At 47.1% G+C, this 19,975-nt stretch carries 19 protein-coding genes and 1 other RNA gene; 8 read left to right on the top strand and 12 right to left on the bottom strand.

Features of this window, described 5'->3' with window-relative positions:
* Window positions 1-27: 27 nt before the first annotated feature.
* The 5 genes from XMD530_RS02475 to smpB all read right to left on the bottom strand — a co-directional run bounded on the left by XMD530_RS02475 (window position 28) and on the right by smpB (window position 6,380).
* Window positions 28-2,145 carry a calcium-binding protein gene (locus XMD530_RS02475; RefSeq protein ID WP_173506671.1) on the bottom strand — a complete coding sequence of 706 codons (2,118 nt, stop codon included), beginning with the start codon at window positions 2,143-2,145 and terminating at the stop codon, window positions 28-30.
* A gap of 244 nt (window positions 2,146-2,389) precedes the next feature.
* Entirely contained in the window at window positions 2,390-3,358 is a 969-nt protein-coding gene (locus XMD530_RS02470) for a hypothetical protein (RefSeq protein WP_173506670.1), read from the bottom strand.
* Between the two features lie 695 nt (window positions 3,359-4,053).
* Window positions 4,054-5,385: a tyrosine-type recombinase/integrase gene (locus XMD530_RS02465; RefSeq protein WP_173506669.1), complete on the bottom strand. Its 1,332-nt coding sequence runs from the start codon at window positions 5,383-5,385 to the stop codon at window positions 4,054-4,056.
* Window positions 5,386-5,500: 115 nt separating this feature from the next.
* Window positions 5,501-5,860, bottom strand: a transfer-messenger RNA (tmRNA) gene (gene ssrA / locus XMD530_RS02460).
* 43 nt (window positions 5,861-5,903) lie between these two features.
* Entirely contained in the window at window positions 5,904-6,380 is a 477-nt protein-coding gene (gene smpB, locus XMD530_RS02455; protein ID WP_173480194.1) for an SsrA-binding protein SmpB, read from the bottom strand.
* A 113-nt stretch (window positions 6,381-6,493) separates the two neighbouring features.
* Between smpB and XMD530_RS02450 the strand changes: the two genes are divergently transcribed.
* Window positions 6,494-6,925, top strand: coding sequence for a type II toxin-antitoxin system RatA family toxin (locus tag XMD530_RS02450; protein ID WP_173494981.1), 432 nt, complete (start codon window positions 6,494-6,496; stop codon window positions 6,923-6,925).
* An 8-nt stretch (window positions 6,926-6,933) separates the two neighbouring features.
* The gene (locus XMD530_RS02445; protein WP_173494982.1) at window positions 6,934-7,233 is read left to right on the top strand and encodes an RnfH family protein; all 300 of its coding nucleotides are present in this window, start codon (window positions 6,934-6,936) and stop codon (window positions 7,231-7,233) included.
* A 31-nt stretch (window positions 7,234-7,264) separates the two neighbouring features.
* Here XMD530_RS02445 and XMD530_RS02440 read toward each other — a convergent pair whose 3' ends face one another.
* A complete protein-coding gene (locus tag XMD530_RS02440; RefSeq protein ID WP_173480197.1) occupies window positions 7,265-7,585 on the bottom strand; it encodes an outer membrane protein assembly factor BamE in 321 nt (106 codons plus the stop codon).
* Window positions 7,586-7,652: 67 nt separating this feature from the next.
* A complete protein-coding gene (gene recN, locus XMD530_RS02435) occupies window positions 7,653-9,329 on the bottom strand; it encodes a DNA repair protein RecN (RefSeq protein WP_173494983.1) in 1,677 nt (558 codons plus the stop codon).
* A gap of 166 nt (window positions 9,330-9,495) precedes the next feature.
* On the opposite strand from recN, the gene grpE reads away from it, so the two are divergent.
* The 5 genes from grpE (at window position 9,496) to dapB (ending at window position 14,995) form a co-directional block, all read left to right on the top strand.
* Entirely contained in the window at window positions 9,496-10,086 is a 591-nt protein-coding gene (gene grpE, locus XMD530_RS02430) for a nucleotide exchange factor GrpE (RefSeq protein WP_173480738.1), read from the top strand.
* A gap of 105 nt (window positions 10,087-10,191) precedes the next feature.
* On the top strand, window positions 10,192-12,117 hold the full coding sequence (gene dnaK / locus XMD530_RS02425; RefSeq protein ID WP_173489029.1) for a molecular chaperone DnaK: 1,926 nt from the start codon (window positions 10,192-10,194) through the stop codon (window positions 12,115-12,117).
* Window positions 12,118-12,231: 114 nt separating this feature from the next.
* A complete protein-coding gene (gene dnaJ, locus XMD530_RS02420) occupies window positions 12,232-13,362 on the top strand; it encodes a molecular chaperone DnaJ (protein WP_173494984.1) in 1,131 nt (376 codons plus the stop codon).
* A 3-nt stretch (window positions 13,363-13,365) separates the two neighbouring features.
* Window positions 13,366-14,163 (top strand): serine O-acetyltransferase, encoded by a 798-nt coding sequence (gene cysE / locus XMD530_RS02415; RefSeq protein ID WP_173494985.1) that lies wholly within the window; start codon window positions 13,366-13,368, stop codon window positions 14,161-14,163.
* 22 nt (window positions 14,164-14,185) lie between these two features.
* Window positions 14,186-14,995 (top strand): 4-hydroxy-tetrahydrodipicolinate reductase, encoded by an 810-nt coding sequence (gene dapB / locus XMD530_RS02410; RefSeq protein WP_173482666.1) that lies wholly within the window; start codon window positions 14,186-14,188, stop codon window positions 14,993-14,995.
* 175 nt (window positions 14,996-15,170) lie between these two features.
* Here the strand turns inward: dapB and XMD530_RS02405 are convergent, their stop codons facing one another.
* The 3 genes from XMD530_RS02405 to XMD530_RS02395 all read right to left on the bottom strand — a co-directional run bounded on the left by XMD530_RS02405 (window position 15,171) and on the right by XMD530_RS02395 (window position 18,365).
* Window positions 15,171-16,403, bottom strand: coding sequence for a glycine betaine/L-proline ABC transporter ATP-binding protein (locus XMD530_RS02405; RefSeq protein ID WP_173494986.1), 1,233 nt, complete (start codon window positions 16,401-16,403; stop codon window positions 15,171-15,173).
* The gene (locus tag XMD530_RS02400; RefSeq protein ID WP_173482989.1) at window positions 16,396-17,292 is read right to left on the bottom strand and encodes a proline/glycine betaine ABC transporter permease; all 897 of its coding nucleotides are present in this window, start codon (window positions 17,290-17,292) and stop codon (window positions 16,396-16,398) included. The genes XMD530_RS02405 and XMD530_RS02400 overlap by 8 nt, the downstream gene beginning before the upstream one ends.
* 77 nt (window positions 17,293-17,369) lie before the next feature.
* Entirely contained in the window at window positions 17,370-18,365 is a 996-nt protein-coding gene (locus tag XMD530_RS02395) for an ABC transporter substrate-binding protein (RefSeq protein ID WP_173482988.1), read from the bottom strand.
* Window positions 18,366-18,568: 203 nt separating this feature from the next.
* Between XMD530_RS02395 and XMD530_RS02390 the strand changes: the two genes are divergently transcribed.
* The gene (locus XMD530_RS02390) at window positions 18,569-19,051 is read left to right on the top strand and encodes a MarR family winged helix-turn-helix transcriptional regulator (RefSeq protein ID WP_173480206.1); all 483 of its coding nucleotides are present in this window, start codon (window positions 18,569-18,571) and stop codon (window positions 19,049-19,051) included.
* Here XMD530_RS02390 and XMD530_RS02385 read toward each other — a convergent pair.
* Complete coding sequence (locus tag XMD530_RS02385) at window positions 19,045-19,362, bottom strand: helix-turn-helix domain-containing protein (protein WP_173480207.1); 318 nt, start codon at window positions 19,360-19,362, stop codon at window positions 19,045-19,047. The genes XMD530_RS02390 and XMD530_RS02385 overlap by 7 nt on opposite strands.
* Entirely contained in the window at window positions 19,362-19,943 is a 582-nt protein-coding gene (locus XMD530_RS02380; RefSeq protein WP_173498465.1) for an NUDIX hydrolase, read from the bottom strand. Before XMD530_RS02380 ends, XMD530_RS02385 begins: the two co-directional genes overlap by 1 nt.
* Window positions 19,944-19,975: the final 32 nt, after the last annotated feature.

Here is a 19,975-nt window from a genome sequence, read left to right as displayed (position 1 = left end):
TTGTAGTTATATCGTAACGTTTGGCCATCAAATCCAGAATATTGAAATGTCGTTTTCATCTAAAGTTCCATACTCTATATTGACTGTAATGACATAATCACCAATTAATACAGAATTCCCACTGAGTGTCGGTAATGCATCCACTTCTTCTTCTTCAAAGCCGTCCCTCAGGTAAAACTCTAGTTTATCTTCTCCTCTTACAAAGTCTGTTATGACGTCATTGCCTGAGCTTATCGTGAATTCAAACTTATCACTACCCGAGCCTCCTGAGAGAATGTCTGAGCCAGAACCTCCGTTGATTCGGTCATTTCCTGTTCCTCCCTCAATTAATTCTTCAAGGTCGCCGCCCCAAATGATGTCGTCCCCATCACCACCAATGAGCTTCATTCCTGATTGAGCATAAACAGTACTGGTGAAATCGATTAGATCATTACCAGCTCCGCCATTTATGATTTCAATATCCATAAATCGTGGCTTTAGCCCGAGGCTAACCCCAATGGTTTCAAGTTTGGCTGATATGTTGTGTGTGGAATAGAAGTCGTGAAGAGCTATAGCATCGTCTTCTGAACCAAAGAGCACAGTATCTGTGCCATTTCCGCCTAATATCTTTGCTGTTGATTGACCGTAAGCCCCATTGAGAGATACGGACTTGCCTGTGGCAACACCATTTCCACTTACATTTAAGGCAACAATTTCATCTATATTCCATCTGGAAGCAGTGTTTACCTTGATGAGGTCGTCACCATCGCCAGCATCTACGTATGCGTTTGTTGCAGCGTCTAGGCGGATTTGATCATTACCTAAGTTGCTGCGAATAATTGAGTTATTACCTGTTGAATTAACAACATCTATATCATCACTTCCTAGAACAGAAGAGTCATTCTCCATATAGATTAGAGATCTGTCAGGTATCTCAACATCATCGCCGTCCATGACTAGATACTCTGTGAATGCAGTATTTAGCGTTGATAGATCGAGGTCATTTACGATGGAGCTTTTCAGTATAATCGTGCCGTCTTCACGATCTACTCGTTCTGTCGTGATGATCATATCGGGCGAAATCATTTCTGTGAAAGCATCTCCAGTCGAGATGGCTCCTGGGATGTCTTCTACAAAACCAAGAAAATCAACGGATACAAACTTTGAGTAAAGAGTGTTTTCGATAACTTCTATGGTTACAGTGCCAAGATCATTGGCATATACCGCATTCATCCTATGGGAGCTTTCTAATCCAAGAGATTCACTAATGTTTACAGAGCCATTTGTACCAAATGTTGTATCTAGAGTTAGATCCGTATTGTATTTAGAAACAAACCAGTCAGTGTCATCATAGCTTGTCATGCTTTTCTGCGTTAAAACAAATAATGAATCGTTGTTGGAAACTATTCCTTGTATCCAGACATCTGGAATATGAATTGAAGATTCTTCTGATAGGGTTGTTTTGTCAAAACTAACTAAGGTCGAGCTTCTTGTACTAGCATTTGAGCTGCTACTTTCGAATGAAGCAAACAAACTATCACCAACGATAGTCATTTGATTGTTGAACTTTTGTGTTGTTCCAAGATTTGCAGAATCACTGAAACTTGTATCTGCAACTAAAGAGCCATAGAGATAATCCCCGTCTAGAGTAGTAACGTCATAGGCGGCAATTCTAGGTGTGTTTCCGTATGAATCTTTGTATTGATATAGGATCGACCTTTCATTGTCGAAGTAAGCGTCATAATATGCGTTGGTTTCTTGTAATGAACCAGTTACTACGGTTCTTGATCCACCAGGGCCGCTGAATTCTGGATAAATTGTTCCAGTAACAATATAACCGCTATCCCTTACCTCCCATGTGCTAAAAGAATCTTTATCATAGTAAGTAAAAGGTAACTCAAGTTTATTTAGGTCAGAGAAGTATCGTGGCTTATCGTTATAACCAAACACCATCGCTTGAGAGTTTGAGTAAGAATCGAGTAAAAGCCATGAATCGCCAGAGACATCAAAGGTCTCTAGTTTGTATGATCCTGTTCCAATGGTCCTAGTTACTTGGAGTAAAATATCCTGGGAAACCCAGAAACGGTCAATAGAGAAAGTGTTTGAGTTGAATACTTGCGTAGGAGAATCACTATTGGCTGATGCGGTTGATAGTTCTATGGCCATATTATTAAGTCTCTACACAACGCTATATGGGTTTAACTAGATAGTTATAAGTATATTATTGTAGATACAATTCTAGCAATTGTTCGATTATTGGACAATTGACGAGCTATTATGAATACTTGCTTTGCCTTTTGTTATCCATGAATTACGTCTTCGGCAATCTAAGTATTCCAATGCTCATTACTCAGATTAACACTGTACATGCTAGTGTCTATAGAGTTTGTCTAAGCGTACTACGTGTTCATTACTTACCCTTTCTCTTAGCTTTCTTTCTCTCTTTCTCAGTCTTTATTCTTGCTACTACAAGTGGTTGTTTACTGGATGCTACGTCAAGGTACTTAGTCTGCTTCGCATAATTCAAAACACCTTCTCTGAGGTGGTGCATCATCTCTTCTGTAGCTTCAGCATTATGAGTATTAACAGCGTATGCGTCGTGTACAGCAAGAAGAGGTATTTGATTCTGTGTACACCACTGCATCATATGAATTGATATGTCCCCCTCTATGCCTTGAAGCCATGCACCTCTGTCGTGATAGAACGCGTTGTGTTTCTCTAACCATGGATATTCTGAATACAGCGCAGATTCTATAGCTCTGAATTGGTCAGCAGAACATGGAATCTTCGCCTTGTGTGACTCTTTAGTGAGCATGCCCTTCTGAGAGAGGCTGGTGCTGCCTAATAGCTTGGTGGTGACGCTTTTAACTTGTTCGCGACTAGCACCGCTTCGCTTAACAATAGCCTCATAGGCGTCCTGTGGGAGCTCCTCACCCACTAAATAACTGAACATCCATAGGTGGTTTGCACTGAAGTCACATTCTTCAATGATGTCTCCATTGAGTAGGGTATTGGTTCTGACTTTGTAGCGTCTGTTAGCGATGTTCTGGTAGTAGTTATTAATGCGTCCACCTCTAGGTGAATACATGTTCATCGCTCTTGTTGAAGGGTTCTTCATAGCCCATGACTGGTCACGCATAAAGTTGTTGTAATCACGCAGTATCTTAATCTTATTTGCGTATGTGGCTATTGACGGAATGTCAGGTAGAAGGAAATTATTGAAGCGGTATAGATACTCATTTGTTAGTTCGTCCCAGCCACCAAAGTCTGTGTAGAGTGCATGGAAGAACAACTCAATGAACTTCTTGGTTGGAAAGTAGACTGCCGCATGACGTTGAGTACCATCTGCTGCCATGTAGCCATTGCAAACCATGAACATCCAGCCCGTATTAGGGTCTCTTCTTTCCTTATCTGTTTTGCCCTCAGATAATGCATCCCTAATTCGTTCAGTTATTCGTCTTGTAAACCCCAATCGGGTCATGTGGGTATTAATTAAGTTCCCATCGTCATTCATATCCTTGCCATAAGAATCCTCTGATACTCCTAGAGCAAGGCATTCCCAATTAAACATCGCATGAATCAAACTAAAGACAACGTGTTTCAGACACTTTCTATGACTGTCTTGAACATCGTGACGATTGCTCTTGATGACCTGTGGGAGAAGCTCCTCTATGAACTCCTTGAAGACTTGGTTGTTAACGCCAAATGTTTTGCTAGTTAGTGGTATTACAGGGAAAGATTCAGATTGATGAGGTGGCTTTCTAGAAACTAAGTCAGCAAGTAACTTAGCATTCTCATTCATTACATTGGTCATTCGTGCATCACCTTTAAAGATTATATAGGGCATGTTCCGTTTTTATTAAACTAAGAACATTCAGTAGATAATTAATAACACTAGTGATTTTTGACTTTAATGCAACGCTAGCTAGAATTTTATATAAGTAATTGATTTTATAGATATTATTTTATTTATTGCAGGCTGCATCAGTGCTGAATTTTCAGATAATTTAAACGTACTTTAAAGGTTGTCTGATGGTGGTTTAGGCTGCTGTACAGATTCACACATCTAAGGTTTTATAGAGAAAGTTCTAAGCTCAAATAGCTGATTTGATCTACGTATTGGAATAGTTGTTCAACAGGTGTTTCTGAGGCGTAGACACCATATGTCATAGTATGGATTTCGTGACCCACAATATCAGCAGCAATAACTTCAGGTGTTCCTACCTGTTTCAATTTATCTATAAATGTCATTCTTAGAGAGTGAAAGACTTTGCCTCTCTCAAACCCTAATGAGTCTTTCAAGCGACCAAACTTCTTACCTATTGATGAACTGCGTTCGCCATATTTATTGTTAACTTTTCCTGCATCAATAATGTAGCCAATCTTCCCTAGAACGATAGATTCCACAGTTTTGTGAATAGGTACTTTACGCCCAATACCCTTCTCAGTTTTTGAAATTGGTATTTCTAAATAAAAGCGTCCATCTGAAGTTTGTCTCACGTCTTGATCAGTTAGATTGCAGAGTTCCTCAATGCGACATCCAGTAAACAACCCTAATAGGAACAGATTGTTTAAGCCTTTATCTGGTCTTTTCTTAAAAACCAATGCAGTCCAAAGTGTTAATAACTCATCGTCAGTAAATGGCTTGCGATTAGTTCCACGTTTCCTTTGCTCTTTAGCAATCTGTTTCTTATTGATGTGTTCAAGCTGATCAAAATAATTTGGACGATTGGTATAGCCTTTGCGGATTAGCCAATCCATATATGATCTGCAATGCGAGCGATACTTTCTAAGTGTGGATGGAGCTTTGCCTGAAGATGGGGAATTTAATTTATCCCACCATTGCTGAACTTTGCTGAGTGAGAAACTCTTATCTATCACGGGGAATGAAGCAATTAACTGATTGTTGATTACGCCAATGTGTTCGCTTTGGCTTCTGCTTTCATGGTGTTTCAATTTCTCTTTTACATACTGATCTAGAAAGCTGGCTGGATAACAGTATTCACTGAAGGTCGCCCTTATCTGATCAGTTGAGGCAAAGACGTCTAAATGATCTTCCAATTGATCGTTGAGGTAAGCGAGGATTTGTTCCTCTGAAGGATCAAAAATGCCTGCTTGCTCTTTAAGTGATCTGACTGCGAACTGGCGATACTTCTCTTTGTCTTGGCTGAATTCGGCTAAATCAGTATTGAAGGTTCTTTCAACTCCATTAGATCGCTGGCGTTCCTTAAGTATCAGTCCCTTCCATTCTGAAAGGATTGAGCCAGCTAAAATCTCAGCTTCTTGTTTGGAAATATGACCCAGACTTTTCTTGAGCTCTCTACGCCCAAGTGAATTGCGGACATCTGCGGGTACGCCTAAGCGAACTTCCCATCGTCCAGTATCAAGCAGTCTAAGATTCTTCATGCTCAGATCGTAGCATCAAGATTATCGGAAGTACAAAAGAAAGGTACAAAATATGGGTACAAAGGCGGAAGTGACTGCTCTATAAAATCCTTACAGAACAGTCACTTATCGTATATGGTGGAGGTGGCGGGTTTCGAACCCGCGTCCGTCAATCCTCTGCCTCAAGCTCTACATGCATAGACATCTCTATTGAGTTAACCCGTCACGAGCCGAGAGTCAGGCTGTTATGGGCGAGCCTTTTTGAGTTTTAACCCTTTGCCTTAAGGCGAAGTCTCCGGGCGATTCTATCTCATATGACACTGCCGAAACTCTGAGTTATAGACACCTTAGAGGGCAGCGCTAGCAGGCTTAGGCTGCTAGAGCGTAGTTATCGTCGTTTGCAACTATAACTGTGTGATGAGGGATTTACGAGAATCATCACATTCTCGACATGCACCTAAGGGTTCGCAATCGGCGTCGAATCCAAGTCACCCCCAGAACTGGCCAGTATAGCGTTTGCTATCTGGGTTACAAGAACTCTATTGGTTCTTGCTGAGAACACGCTGTTTTTCACGGTTCCAATCGCGCTCTTTTTCAGTCGCACGTTTGTCGTGAAGTTTCTTACCTTTTGCTAAACCGATCTCACACTTAATTTTGCTCTCTTTCCAGTAGAGGCTCAGTGCAACACAGGTGAAACCTTTGGCCTCGACTGCACCGGCTAGGCGGTTCAGTTCTGTGCGGTTCAGCAACAGTTTGCGTGGTCTAACCGGATCTGCAACAACGTGTGTGCAGGCGGTTTTTAATGGCGAGAAGTGGGCACCTAATAGCCAAGCTTCACCGTTTTTAAAATCGATGTAAGACTCAACCAGTTGTGCGCGGCCTTCGCGTAGGCTTTTGACTTCCCACCCGGTCAGCACAAGGCCAGCTTCGAATTTATTTTCGATGCTGTACTCGAATCGTGCACGTTTATTTTGGCAGATGGTGTTTCCGCCAGGAGCTTTCTTCTTTTTTGCCATGCGGCGGATTATATAGAGCTGTTGTAAGCAAAGGAAGGAATCCTCTTGTTCAAAGCGTATATAAACTGGACAATAAGCAGCTTGTAACTGTTATTTGAGACTTGCCACCCGTTATGACGGTCGTAAATAGAACCGCCCTTGTATTACACACCGCTGAGCAGATGTTTGATCTGATCAACGATGTGCGTCGCTACCCAGAGTTCCTGCCTTGGTGCTCTGGCACGGAAGTGATCGCTGAGAGTGATGATATGCTCGAAGCGACACTGAAGCTCGCTAAAGGGGGGCTTAGTTATGATTTTACGACGCGTAATCGTCTGGTCCGTCCCGCTTCAATGACCATTGGTTTGGTTAATGGCCCCTTTAAAAGTCTTGAGGGGGTTTGGACGTTCACTGAGTTGTCAGATGAAGCTTCTAAGGTAGAACTCAATCTCAGTTTCGAGTTTGAAGGCAAGCTAACTGGAATGGCGATGTCTAAAGTGTTTAATAGTGTCGCGACAACTTTGGTGGATGCCTTTGTGTCGCGCGCTGATCAAATTTACGGATGAGGTGATCAGTGATTAACGTTGAAGTGGCCTATGCTCTGCCGACTGAGCAGAAGATCATTGCTCTGCAAGTAGAAGAGGGTACAACGGCATATGATGCGGTTGTTCGCTCGCGCATTGCTGAGCTGTATAAACAGATCGATATCAACAGTGACACAATGGGTATCTTCAGTCGTGCGATCAAGGACCCTAAAGCAGAGGTCTTGCGTGACGGTGATAGAGTAGAGATCTACCGCCCGTTAATTGCTGACCCTAAAGAGGTTCGCGCTCGTCGAGCAGCCGAAGCTAAAGCCAAAAAAGCCAACTCGTAAGTTGGCTTTTTTGTATTCGTTGAGCTCTGCGTTACTGAGGTTTCAGATCGCCTTCCAAACGCACCAGCTTGTCGTTTTCAAAGTAGACGCGAAACTGACGTAGCTCTACCACTTCATCCTCTTGTACCAACTGGAAGACATAGTCCCATCGGTTCTGGTTGAAGGTATCCGTTAACAGGGGTGTTCCTAGCACATAGCGAACTTGGCTCGGCGTCATTCCAGGGCGAAGCTGATCTACCATCTCTTGTGTCACCTGGTTGCCTTGCGGAACATCCATTTTGTACACGCCTGGAAAGGTTGTACAGCCGGTCACGAGAGTAGCAAGAAAGGCAGAGATGATGAGCTTGCGCATGTTCAGGTTGTTCCTGTTACTGTTCAAAGTGGCATTAGTTTACACGCCACTGTTTGAATCGACCAGTCTATAGCGCGCTGGTCAGCATCTCTTTAGCGTGCTCAAGGGTGGTATCAGTCATCTCAAGTCCACCCAGCATTCGAGCGATCTCATTAATGCGCTGATTTTCGGTGAGTGGTGTGATTTTGGTCTCAACCGAACCGGTGTCTGCGCCTTTGCTGACAAACAGGTGTTGGGTTCCTTGTGAAGCCACCTGAGGTTGGTGTGTGACACAGAGAATCTGTGCTCGTTCACTCAAATGACGTAACAGTCGGCCAACGACTTCGGCAATGCCTCCGCCAATACCGACATCGACTTCGTCAAAAATGAGTGTCGGGGTGTCAGTCGTCTTAGCCGTTACAACTTGAATCGCAAGGCTAATTCGTGACAGTTCACCACCCGAGGCAATTTTGGCCAGCGGTTTTGCGGTTTGGCCCTGATTGGTATTGATCAGGAACTCAATCTCTTCCAAGCCCTGAGCCGTAATGTATTTAGGATCGATATCACTCAAACTGGCTGTGAAACGCGCGCTGTTCATGCCCAGCATGGCAAGTTGTTCATTCACCTCTTTATCAAGCTGTTTGGCTGCTTTGCTGCGTAGTTTGCTGAGTTGGCGAGCTTTCTCAATCAATGCGGCATTAGCCGTAGCAACCTCGGATTCGAGTTGCTCTAAGTTCTCATCGACATGAGCCAAAGAGTCGAGTTCAGTATTTAGTTGGTCTTTTAATTCCGGTAACTGCTCTGGCGCAATGCGGTGTTTCCTGGCTAGATCGTAGATGCTGGTTAAGCGATCTTCCACCTCTTGTAAGCGCTCAGGGTCCAACTCAACTCGTTGAACAAAATGGCTCAACTCGCGTTCGGCCTCTTCCACTTGAATCAGAGCAGCGTTTAGCATCTCGGCGGTCTGCTGTAGTGCAGGTGAGTCCGCTTCGATGTCGCCCAATAGGTGCAGTGCTTGGTTGAGTACCGCTGTGGCGTTGCTCTCTTCACCCTCGCTAAGAAGCATCTGGATCTGTTGGCCACTGTTAAGGATTGACCCTGCGTTGGAGAGTATCTTCTGCTCCTCTTCTAAGGCTTGCAGTTCACCTGTTTGAGGGTCTAAACGGTTGAGCTCTTCCGTTTGATAGCTCAGCAGTTGCAGTTGCGCATTCGCCTCTTCACTCATGTCTTGAAGGCGTTTCAACTCACTCTGCTTTGATTGCCACTGGGTAAAGAGTTTACGTACTTCCTGTGCTGTCTCATTGGCTTTGGCGTAGTTGTCTAGCAGGGTGCGGTGAAAATCACGCTTTAATAGTCGTTGGTGTTCGTGCTGGCCGTGTATATCGACAAGCAGCTCACCCAGCTCTTTGACGCGGTTCAGTGGGCAGGGGTGGCCATTAATATAGCTACGGCTGCGACCGTCGGCACTCAGTGTACGGCGTAAAATACACTCGTTAATCTCTTCCGACTCTAGCTCATTCGCCTCTAACCAGCGTTTCGCTTCGGGTAGTGCTTGTATATCGAACGCGGCGCTAATCTCAGCTCGTTTTGCCCCTTCTCGGACAGAGTCGGCTTCAGCGCGTTTGCCTAAGGCTAATCCCAGTGCATCAAGCATGATCGATTTGCCGGCACCGGTCTCACCGCTGACGACGGTCATGCCCGATTTCAGTTCTAGGTCGAGTGTTGAGACGATCGCAAAGTTTCGGATGCTGAGTAGCGTTAACATGGCTTAATACCTGTTTAGATATACAGTTACTGTATTTTTAACCAATGTTTGTGTATTAGGCAATAGAAAAGTGCAGTCTTAGGTCAAAAAAGCGCGTGGAAGGGTTGAATTTCAGATGGTCGATACCACATAGGAGACAAGATTGAATGATTCTGGAGATAACACCATGGCGAATGAAGATCAGACACACCAAGATCAGGTTGAAGAGAGTCAAGTCGACGCGACGGCTGAAGAGAATCTTGTGGAGCCTGAACTGGTTGAGACGGAAGAGTTAACCGTTGAATCCCTTCAAGAAGAGCTAGCCGCTGCGAATGCGACGATTGCTGAGCTGCAAAAACAGCTGGCAGAGCTTGAACCTCGTGCCCAAGCGGAGATCGCTAACCAGCGCCGTCGTGCTGAGGTTGAGGTGGATAAAGCGCGTAAGTTTGCTGTTGAGAAATTTGCCGAAGAGCTACTGCCGGTCATCGACAGTCTAGAGCGCGCTATTGAAGCGAGCCAGGTTGAAGATGAGGTGGTTAAACCGCTTCGTGAAGGCGTTGAGATGACGCACAAAATGTTCATCGATGGCGTTGCTAAATTCAATCTAGAAGTGATCAACCCAGAGGGTGAGGCGTTCAACCCAGAGCACCATCAAGCGATGTCGATGGTTGAAGCGGAAGGTGCAGCACCAAACTCTGTTATTGCGGTGATGCAGAAGGGCTACCTACTTAATGGTCGCTTAGTTCGTCCTGCGATGGTGATGGTCGCTAAAGGTTAAGACCTTTTTATAAACCAGACTTGATATTTGAAAGACCACACCCATATAGGGGTTAAGGTAAAACAGTTTTAAGCACCCAACGCGGTGTCATTAGGAGATTTAAACATGGGTAAAATCATCGGTATTGACCTAGGTACTACCAACTCGTGTGTAGCAGTACTTGAAGGCGATAAAACTAAAGTTATTGAGAACGCTGAAGGCGATCGCACCACTCCGTCGATCATTGCCTACTCAGCAGAAGGCGAAACTCTGGTTGGTCAGTCGGCGAAACGTCAGGCAGTTACTAACCCAGACAACACTCTATTTGCGATCAAGCGTCTAATCGGTCGTCGTTTTGAAGACGATGTTGTACAGAAAGACATCAAAATGGTGCCTTACAACATCGCTAAAGCGGACAATGGCGATGCGTGGGTTGAGGTAAAAGGCGAGAAGCTAGCACCGCCTCAGATCTCTGCAGAAGTTCTTAAGAAGATGAAGAAGACTGCTGAAGATTACCTAGGCGAATCGGTAACGGAAGCGGTTATCACGGTTCCTGCTTACTTCAACGACTCTCAGCGTCAAGCAACAAAAGATGCGGGTCGTATCGCAGGCCTAGAAGTTAAACGTATCATCAACGAGCCAACCGCTGCAGCACTTGCATACGGCATGGATAAAGCAGCCGGTGATCGCACGATTGCAGTGTACGACCTAGGTGGTGGTACTTTCGATATCTCGATCATCGAAATTGCAGACGTTGATGGCGAGCACCAGTTTGAAGTACTTGCAACCAACGGTGATACATTCCTAGGTGGTGAAGACTTCGACCTTGCGGTTATCAACTACCTAGCAGACGAGTTTAAGAAAGAGTCTGGCATCGATCTACACAACGATCCGCTAGCGCTACAGCGTCTAAAAGAGGCGGGTGAGAAAGCGAAAGTTGAGCTTTCATCGGCACAGTCTACTGACGTTAACCTGCCTTACATCACTGCGGATGCAACAGGTCCTAAACACTTGAACGTTAAACTGTCTCGTTCGAAGCTAGAGTCACTGGTTGAAGATCTTGTACAACGTTCACTTGAGCCATGTCGCATTGCACTGCAAGATGCTGGCCTATCCGCTTCTGAAATCGACGACGTTATCCTCGTCGGTGGTCAGACTCGTATGCCAATGGTGCAGGCGAAAGTGGCTGAGTTCTTCGGTAAAGAGCCACGTAAAGACGTTAACCCAGACGAAGCGGTAGCGATGGGTGCTGCGCTTCAGGGTGCGGTACTGTCAGGTGATGTGAAAGACGTTCTTCTACTCGACGTAACACCACTGACTCTAGGTATCGAAACAATGGGTGGCGTTGCGACACCACTGATCGACAAGAACACGACGATCCCTACGCGTAAGTCGCAGACCTTCTCGACAGCGGAAGACAACCAGACAGCGGTAACCATTCACGTTGTTCAGGGTGAGCGTAAGCAAGCGACTCAGAACAAGTCGCTGGGCCGTTTCGACCTTGCCGATATCCCACCAGCACCACGTGGCATGCCACAGATCGAAGTGACCTTCGACATCGATGCTAACGGTATCCTAAACGTTTCTGCTAAAGACCAGGCGACTGGCAAAGAGCAGTCGATCGTTATTAAAGCCTCTTCTGGTCTAAGCGATGACGAAGTCGAGAAGATGGTTCAGGATGCCGAAGCGCACGCTGAAGAAGATAAGAAATTTGAGGAGCTAACGGCAGCTCGTAACCAAGGTGATGCCATGGTTCACACAGCACGTAAGACGCTAGAAGATGCGGGTGATAAGGCTTCTGATGAAGAGAAATCGAACATCGAAGCAGCCATCACTGCACTTGAAGAGGCGTTGAAAGGCTCTGACACTGCAGAGATCACAGCAAAAACTGAAGCGCTAACAGAAGCGGTTTCGGGTGTTGCTCAGAAGATGTATGCAGAGGCTGCACAACAAGCAGAAGCTGGCCAAGGCGCTGAAGCTGAAGCGGCTCGCGATGCAGGCGATGACGTTGTTGATGCTGAGTTTGAAGAAGTCAAAGACGACAAGAAGTAAGCTTAGCAAGCAATAACGAGAGTTAAGACTCTCACAAAATCGTGTGTCAGCGCGGGGGTCTTTACTCCCGCGTTGTCATATTCACGATAGCGTAATTACAGGTTTACACGCAGTATGAGCAAGCAAGATTATTATGAACTCTTAGGTGTCTCTCGTGATGCATCTGACCGTGACATCAAAAAGGCTTACCGTCGCTTAGCGATGAAGTATCACCCTGACCGCAACCCGGATGACGAGGCGGCTGAACTCAAGTTTAAAGAGATCAGTGAAGCGTATGAAGTGTTGTCCGATGCGCAGAAGAAAGCGGCCTACGATCAGTATGGTCATGCTGGCTTGGGTGGCCAAGGCGGCATGGGCGGTGGCTTTGAAGGTGGCTTCTCAGATATCTTTGGCGATGTCTTTGGCGACATGTTCGGTGGCGGCAGCGGTGGTCGTGGTCGCGGTCGTTCCAGCGTGCGTCGCGGTGCCGATCTGCGTTACAACCTCGATTTGAGTCTTGAAGAGGCCGTTCGCGGTTGTGAAAAGACGCTAAAAGTTCCAACCTACGTCTCTTGTGAAACCTGTGATGGTAGCGGTGCTAAGAAGGGTACTACGGCTAAGACCTGTGGTACCTGTGGTGGTGCCGGTCAGGTCCGTATGCAGCAAGGTTTCTTTGCGGTTCAGCAGACCTGTCCAACCTGTCATGGCGAAGGCAAAGTGATCTCTGATCCTTGTAATGTCTGTCACGGCCAGGGCCGCACGCAGAAGACCAAGACATTGGAAGTTAAGATCCCAGCGGGTGTTGATACCGGTGATCGTATTCGTCTATCTGGCGAGGGCGAAGCAGGAGCCCACGGCGGCCCTTCAGGCGATCTCTATGTTCAAGTGAGTGTTAAAGATCACCCAATTTTTGAACGCGACGGTGCCAATCTCTACTGTGAAGTGCCGATCAGCTTTGTCGATGCGGCGTTGGGCGGTGAACTAAACGTGCCAACACTGGATGGTCAGGTTAAACTGAAGATCCCGGCCGAGACACAGACTGGCAAAATGTTCCGTCTGAGAGGCAAGGGTGTGAAGCCAGTGCGCGGTGGCGCGTTGGGTGATTTGATGGTTCGCGCGGTTGTTGAAACTCCGGTCAGCCTCACTTCACGTCAGAAAGAGTTGCTAGAAGAGTTCCGTGACTCTACGGAAGAGCACCAGAAACATGGACCGAAGAAGCACGGCTTCTTTGATTCAGTAAAAAAATTCTTTGAGGATATGACCTAAGTTATGGGTGATCAGGCGGTTGCAGAGGTATGGCAAGCACTTCAGAGTGAGGCGAGTACATTAAGTGCTAACGAGCCGCTTCTGTCGAGTTTCTATCATACGACGATAAACAGCCATCCGACCTTGCGTTCGGCACTCTCTTATCTGTTGGCTGAAAAGCTGTCGGATGATGTGGTGCCGGCCGTGGCGATGCGTGAGATCTTTGAGGTCGCTTATGAAGCGGACCCTAAACTGATCGAAGCTGCCTGTGCCGATCTCCTTGCCGTCTACACGCGTGACCCTGCAATCCGTGACTACAGCACGGTACTGTTGTACTTAAAAGGGTATCACGCGCTTCAATCCTATCGAGTGGCTAACTATATGTGGCGTCAAGGGCGTCAATCCTTGGCAAACTATCTACAGAGTCGCATGAGCTCAACCCTGCAGGTTGATATTCACCCCGCTGCTAACATCGGTCAGGGTGTAATGTTTGACCACGCAACAGGCATTGTTATCGGTGAAACTTGTGTCATTGAGAATGACGTCTCGATACTGCAATCAGTGACCCTAGGGGGTACCGGTAAGGAGTCGGGCGATCGACATCCGAAAATCCGTGCTGGGGTTTTGATTGGCGCTGGTGCTAAGATTCTTGGCAACATCGAAGTAGGCCAAGGTGCCAAAGTGGGTGCAGGTAGTGTGGTTTTAGAGCCTGTAGAGGCGCATACGACGGTAGCGGGTGTCCCTGCCAAAGTGGTGGGTTGCCTAATGAGTGATATGCCAGCCTTGGATATGGACCAAGGGCTGAGTGTCACTGACGAATAGATTTTTAGTTAAGGAAAAAGAGATGACACGTATTGCCATCACGGGTGCCGCAGGGCGCATGGGGAAAACATTGATCGAAGCTGTAGACGCGGCAGAGGGTGTGACCCTAGGCGCAGCCATTGTGCTTCCTGATAGTTCTTTGATCGGTGCCGATGCAGGTGAGTTGGCAGGCGTGGGTCGTCTGGGTGTCGCAATTACTGGCTCGTTGGAGACTGTGACAGACGATTTTGATGTGTTGATCGACTTTACTAGCCCAGAGTCGACTCTTGCTAATCTTGAGATCTGTAAAGCGGCTGGTAAGTCGATGGTGATTGGTACGACGGGGTTAAACGAGTCGCAGAAGGCGAAGTTGGCAGAGGGCGGTGAGTCTATCTCCATTGTCTTTGCACCGAACATGTCTGTTGGCGTAAACCTCTGTTTCAAACTGCTTGAAGTGGCTGCCAAAGCACTGGGTGACGATGGTGGTTACGACATCGAAGTGATCGAAGCACACCACCGTCATAAGGTGGATGCGCCATCAGGCACAGCATTGCGTATGGGTGAAGTGGTTGCCGATGCACTGGGACGTGATCTGAAAGAGTGTGCGGTCTACGGTCGTGAAGGTCAGACCGGTGCGCGCCCTGAAAAAGAGATCGGTTTCGAGACCATTCGTGCCGGTGATGTGGTCGGTGATCACACTGTACTCTTTGCCACAGAGGGCGAAAGAATCGAAATTACCCACAAAGCGTCTAGCCGTATGACCTTTGCAAAAGGCGCTGTACGAGCAGCAGGTTGGTTGTCAGGCAAGGGTGCAGGTTTGTTCGATATGCAGGATGTTTTAGAGCTTCGTTAAGCCCGCTCCAGAGAGTTGAGGACTGTACTTTTCCTACCTCTCTCTGATATTATCTTCATGTTGTTGTTCCTTTTATGGGCCCGTGTCGAGTTACTCACACGGGCCCTGTTTTATTCAGGGCGAAAAAAAGCCAGCTACATGAGCTGGCTTTTTTGTGTCTGTATCAATGGGCTTGTTAAACCTTTTGATTCTCTACAGATTCTGACTCTGTTTCAGAAGAGTCGACCAGTACTTCCGCCAAGCTTGAGCGAGATAGCTCACCTTGCAGCTGGCCCTCCTCATCCACAACAGGGATTGGGTGATCCGCTTCAAGCGTCTCCGGGATAACCGTTTCAAGTACTGCATCAGAGGTGATGGTCGTTGTCTCGGTTAGATCGGCTTCTTCCCAAGTGGAATCTGCATTACCGCCCTTAGCTTCCTCTTCAAGCCATTCTTGAGTGACGGTGCCTTGGTAGCTACCTGAATCGTCCACCACGTGACCGTAATCGTAAGCGCCTCTCTTCATCTCTTTCAGCGCTTCACCGATGGTTTCAGCTGTAATACGGTGTTCCGGCTCCTTCATAACAGTCTCTACCGTCAATGCGCGGGCACGGTTCACATCCTTAACGAACGCTTCTACGTATTCATCGGCAGGGTTAAGTAGAATCTCTTCTGGCTCACCTTGCTGGACCAGCAGGCCATCTTTAAGAATCGCGATACGATCACCTAGGCGTAGTGCTTCGTCCAAATCGTGCGTGATGAAGATGATGGTCTTATTGAGCTTGTGTTGCAGTTCAATCAGTTGATCCTGCATCTCTGAACGGATCAGAGGATCCAGTGCCGAGAAGGCTTCATCCATCAAGAGGATTTCAGCATCAGTACAGAGTGCGCGAGCAAGACCAACACGCTGTTGCTGACCACCCGATAGCTGGTTTGGGTACTGCTCTTCATAGCCTTTCAGACCAACCGTCTCTAACCACTCAACCGCTTTCTGCTCACGAACTGACTTGTCGACACCTTGGATTTTAAGCCCGTATGCGACGTTATCGAGTACTGTGTAGTGAGGCATCAAACCGAAGCGTTGAAACACCATCGACATCTTGTGACGACGGAACTGTTCAAGCTCCTTAGTGTTGAGTTTCATGACGTCGGTGCCTTCAACAATGATCTCACCCGCAGTCGGTTCAATTAGGCGGTTGAAGTGGCGAATCAGTGTTGATTTGCCTGAGCCGGATAGGCCCATGATGACAAAGATCTCACCGCGATTGATTTCGAGATCGATCTCTTTAAGACCGACGGTGTGGCCAGTTTCCGCTAGGATCTCATCCTTGCTTTTACCCGCTTTAACCATCGGCATAACGCTTTCTGGTTTGTCGCCAAAGACTTTGTAAAGGTCTTTAACCTGAATCAATACGTCTGAATTACTCATGGCCACCTCCTAGGTGCGCCTGAGTGCGCTTTCCGTATGCCTGTGAAACGCGGTCAAAGATGATCGCAAGTACAACGATGGCTAAACCATTCAGAAGACCGATGGTGAAGTATTGGTTGGTGATCGATTTAAGTACCGGTTGCCCAAGGCCTTTTACACCGATCATAGAGGCAATAACGACCATGGCGAGCGCCATCATGATGGTCTGGTTGATGCCCGCCATAATTGTCGGCATCGCCAACGGCAGCTGAACACCTAAAAGACGCTGACGTGGGTTAGCACCATAGGCCGTCGCTGCTTCAAGTACCTCTTTATCAACCAGGCGAATACCCAAATTGGTTAAGCGAATTACAGGCGGGATAGCATAGATCACTACCGCGATCACGCCAGGGATACGGCCAATACCCAGAAGCATAACGACCGGGATCAGGTAGACGAAGGCTGGCATGGTCTGCATGATATCGAGCATCGGAGTGACAGTGGATTGCACGCGGTTAGATCGCGCCATGGCAATGCCGATTGGGATACCCAATACAATAGAGATCAGTGTGCAGACGGTGATGATACTCATGGTCCGCATGGTGTCGTCCCACATGCCAAAGTAGCCAACCACAACCAGGGATACAGCAACGCCGATCGTCAGTTTAGCTGAGCGACTTGCAGCATAGGCAAGACCAGCAATGACACCCAGAACCAACCACCAAGGGCTGTTGAGTAGGAGTTTTTCAAACCAGATTAAGAAGGTAAGAAGCGGATCAAAAAATGCTTCGATAGAGTCGCCATATTCACGTGAAAAGTCACGATATGCACCGTCCATCGTTTTGCGAAGCTGCAGTAGTGAGCTTCGGTCCATCTCAGGAATATCCGTTAACCAGGATTTCTCTGCCATAGATACCTCTTGTTATTACACAGAAACGCCTCGCTTTTATTCAAAGCGAGGCGTGAGTATAACGCAGTTGTTAAGGATTAAAGAGCGCCTTCAACCTTAGCCGCTTGATCAGCTGTTAGCCACGTTTTCCAAATGTCTGCGTGCTCGGTTAGGAAGTACTCAGCTGCGTACTCACCATCTGCTTGGTTCTCATCCATCCACGCTAGAAGGCTGTTAAGCTGTGGGTTTGTGAAAGAACGGTTAGCTAGGTACTCAGCTGCTGCTGGAGCGCGATTAGAGAACTCAGCAGTTGTGTATGTGTAGACAGGTGATTCAGGGTACATAGACGGTTTTGGATCCTGACAGTCTGCTTTGTAGATACAGTCGATGAAATGCTGCTCATCAACACCTGAACCGAAGTCCACTTTAACCATCTCGTACTTACCAAGAATCGCTGTTGGTGCCCAGTAGTAACCGAACCAACCTTGGCCGCGCTCGTATGCACGTGCAATCGAACCGTCTAGGCCTGCTGCAGAACCTGGATCAACCAGTTCAAAGTTAGCATCGGCTAGGTTAAGTGCTTTGTGAAGGTTGCCTGCAGTGATCTGACAGCCCCAACCAGAAGGACAGCCTACGAAACCTGCTTTTGAATCATCTTCTGGGTGTGGGAACAGTGCTGCGTTTGCTTTGATACCCTCGATTGTTGCAAGGCTTGGATCCTTCTCAACCATGTATTTAGGTACCCAGAAGCCCTCTTCACCGCCATCGCTGAAGACTTTGCCAGCAACCGATAGTTTGCCTTCTGCTACCGCTTTCTCTAGACCCTCTTTGAAAGAGTTAGTCCAAAGCTCAGGTGCGATGTCTGGCTGCTGTTTCTCAATCATTGACGTTGAAGTCGGAACGGTGTCGCCAGGAACAACTTCAGCGTTACAGCCAAATGCGTGCTCTAGGATGAAGCGGTCAACGTTGGCGATAAATGTTGCTGATGCCCAGTTCATGTCGGCAATCTGAACGTCACCACAAGACGCGTGTGAACCTGCAAATGCAGTTGAGCTAGCGGCTAGCAGTGATGCAGCAAGAATCTGTTTTTTCATGTGTCTGTTCCCATTCGTTTTCAGTTTCTTATTAGGTTATTAACCTGTCGTGATGAACATCCTAACAGGTCTAATTATTAGAGTTCAAATAATTATAGTTGTAATTATTTAAATAGTGATTGATGATGAAAAGGGGATGGGCTATAAATGCGCCCGCTCAGCAGGTTGTTAATCGTGCTACTTATCTCAATGACAGGCTTTACATGACAGACATTCAGCAATCACAAGATGTACTCATTGCTCTGCGTAAGATTATTCGTGCGACGGATATTCAATCAAAGCGTATTGCGAAGAGCTGTGGCCTCACCATTCCGCAGGTAATGGTGTTGCGTGCAATTGGGGATCTGGGTGATGTGACTGTTAAGACGCTGTCGGAAAGCGTTTCACTGAGTCAGGCGACGGTAACGACTATTTTAAACCGCTTAGAGCAGCGCGGTTTAGCGGTGCGTGTTCGTTCAGTGACCGATAAGCGTAAAGTAAATGCGCGTCTGACCGAAGAGGGTGCTTCTACCCTTGGTTCCGTTCCACCACTTCTGCATGAGCGTTTTGAAGAGCGCTTTTCTAAGTTATCTGAAGCGAAGCGATTCCAGGTCGTTAATACCCTGCAGGATCTTGCTCAGATGATGGATGCTGAGGCGATCGACGCTTCGCCGCTTCTCGATTTGGCGGCGACGGCGAATCAGTAGTCGAGCTGAAGCTTTATCTCTAAGGATTCCGCGATTGATTCAATATTCTGGTTAACCCAGTCTGGATCAATACAGCCCCACTGATCAATGCGGTAGACGCCCTGGTTATTCAAAGCCCCTTCAGTTTGTTGAAATGAACACTCGATCGACAGATCATCCAGATCTTTAATGGCATCCTGCAGTGTCCGTCTTGGCATGCCCGTGAGTTTCTGTAGGTGGGTGAGGTTGCCTGGGTGCTGATCAATACACCAAGCGATCAGCAGTTTGCGTTGGAAGGCTTTGGCCGCTTTGCTCTCTTTTAACACTGGCATTAAATGTGAATCTCATGTTGGGTGGTCGATGCATTGTTCTGCTCGTTGTGGCGATCGATACTGATTCTGTGGAAGTTAAACGGCCCGCCGGAGTTTCTCTCTTTAAAGAACAGACGAAGTGCGTTGCTGACCGTTGGGAAGGCGATCTCATCCCAGGGGATCTCATCTTCGCTAAACAGTGCGACCTCATTGGATTCTGACGTCGTTGAAAAGCTTGGGGTGCGCATCTTGGCTAGGAAGAATAGCTGCAGCTGATTCACATGCACAATGGAGGTATGAGTGTAGAGCGAGATAATATCGACTTCCGCTTCAGCCTCCTCCCAAGTCTCACGCATGGCACCCTGTTCAGTCGTCTCACCATTCTCCATAAAGCCTGCCGGTAGGGTCCAATAGTTTTTGCGTGGTTCGATGTTGCGACGACACATCAACACTTTGTCTTCCCAGATGGGTAGGCAGCCGGCGATGATTCTGGGGTTGGAGTAGAAGATCGTCTCGCAGTTGGGGCAGACGTGTCTGGGAAGGTGGTCACCCTCTGGAATGGTCCATTCAACTGGTGTGGCACACTCGCTGCAGAACTTCATCGAATCTCCTATCTTTTGCGTAGCTTTCTTCT

It is taken from the genome of Marinobacterium sp. xm-d-530, assembly GCF_013283365.1.
Taxonomy (GTDB): Bacteria; Pseudomonadota; Gammaproteobacteria; order Pseudomonadales; family Balneatricaceae; genus Marinobacterium_E.
Note: the sequence above shows the minus strand (reverse complement) of the source record. Positions and strands in the feature narration are given on the sequence as shown.

Coding starts and splice junctions, on each gene's coding strand:
- cysE (WP_173494985.1), top strand. CDS start 13,366: ATGGGTGATCAGGCGGTTGCAGAGGTATGGCAAGCACTTCAGAGTGAG.
- XMD530_RS02475 (WP_173506671.1), bottom strand. CDS start 2,145: ATGGCCATAGAACTATCAACCGCATCAGCCAATAGTGATTCTCCTACG.
- grpE (WP_173480738.1), top strand. CDS start 9,496: ATGGCGAATGAAGATCAGACACACCAAGATCAGGTTGAAGAGAGTCAA.
- XMD530_RS02400 (WP_173482989.1), bottom strand. CDS start 17,292: ATGGCAGAGAAATCCTGGTTAACGGATATTCCTGAGATGGACCGAAGC.
- dapB (WP_173482666.1), top strand. CDS start 14,186: ATGACACGTATTGCCATCACGGGTGCCGCAGGGCGCATGGGGAAAACA.
- dnaK (WP_173489029.1), top strand. CDS start 10,192: ATGGGTAAAATCATCGGTATTGACCTAGGTACTACCAACTCGTGTGTA.
- XMD530_RS02405 (WP_173494986.1), bottom strand. CDS start 16,403: ATGAGTAATTCAGACGTATTGATTCAGGTTAAAGACCTTTACAAAGTC.
- XMD530_RS02470 (WP_173506670.1), bottom strand. CDS start 3,358: ATGTTCATGGTTTGCAATGGCTACATGGCAGCAGATGGTACTCAACGT.
- XMD530_RS02395 (WP_173482988.1), bottom strand. CDS start 18,365: ATGAAAAAACAGATTCTTGCTGCATCACTGCTAGCCGCTAGCTCAACT.
- XMD530_RS02450 (WP_173494981.1), top strand. CDS start 6,494: ATGACGGTCGTAAATAGAACCGCCCTTGTATTACACACCGCTGAGCAG.
- smpB (WP_173480194.1), bottom strand. CDS start 6,380: ATGGCAAAAAAGAAGAAAGCTCCTGGCGGAAACACCATCTGCCAAAAT.
- dnaJ (WP_173494984.1), top strand. CDS start 12,232: ATGAGCAAGCAAGATTATTATGAACTCTTAGGTGTCTCTCGTGATGCA.
- XMD530_RS02385 (WP_173480207.1), bottom strand. CDS start 19,362: ATGCCAGTGTTAAAAGAGAGCAAAGCGGCCAAAGCCTTCCAACGCAAA.
- XMD530_RS02465 (WP_173506669.1), bottom strand. CDS start 5,385: ATGAAGAATCTTAGACTGCTTGATACTGGACGATGGGAAGTTCGCTTA.
- XMD530_RS02440 (WP_173480197.1), bottom strand. CDS start 7,585: ATGCGCAAGCTCATCATCTCTGCCTTTCTTGCTACTCTCGTGACCGGC.
- recN (WP_173494983.1), bottom strand. CDS start 9,329: ATGTTAACGCTACTCAGCATCCGAAACTTTGCGATCGTCTCAACACTC.
- XMD530_RS02390 (WP_173480206.1), top strand. CDS start 18,569: ATGACAGACATTCAGCAATCACAAGATGTACTCATTGCTCTGCGTAAG.
- XMD530_RS02380 (WP_173498465.1), bottom strand. CDS start 19,943: ATGAAGTTCTGCAGCGAGTGTGCCACACCAGTTGAATGGACCATTCCA.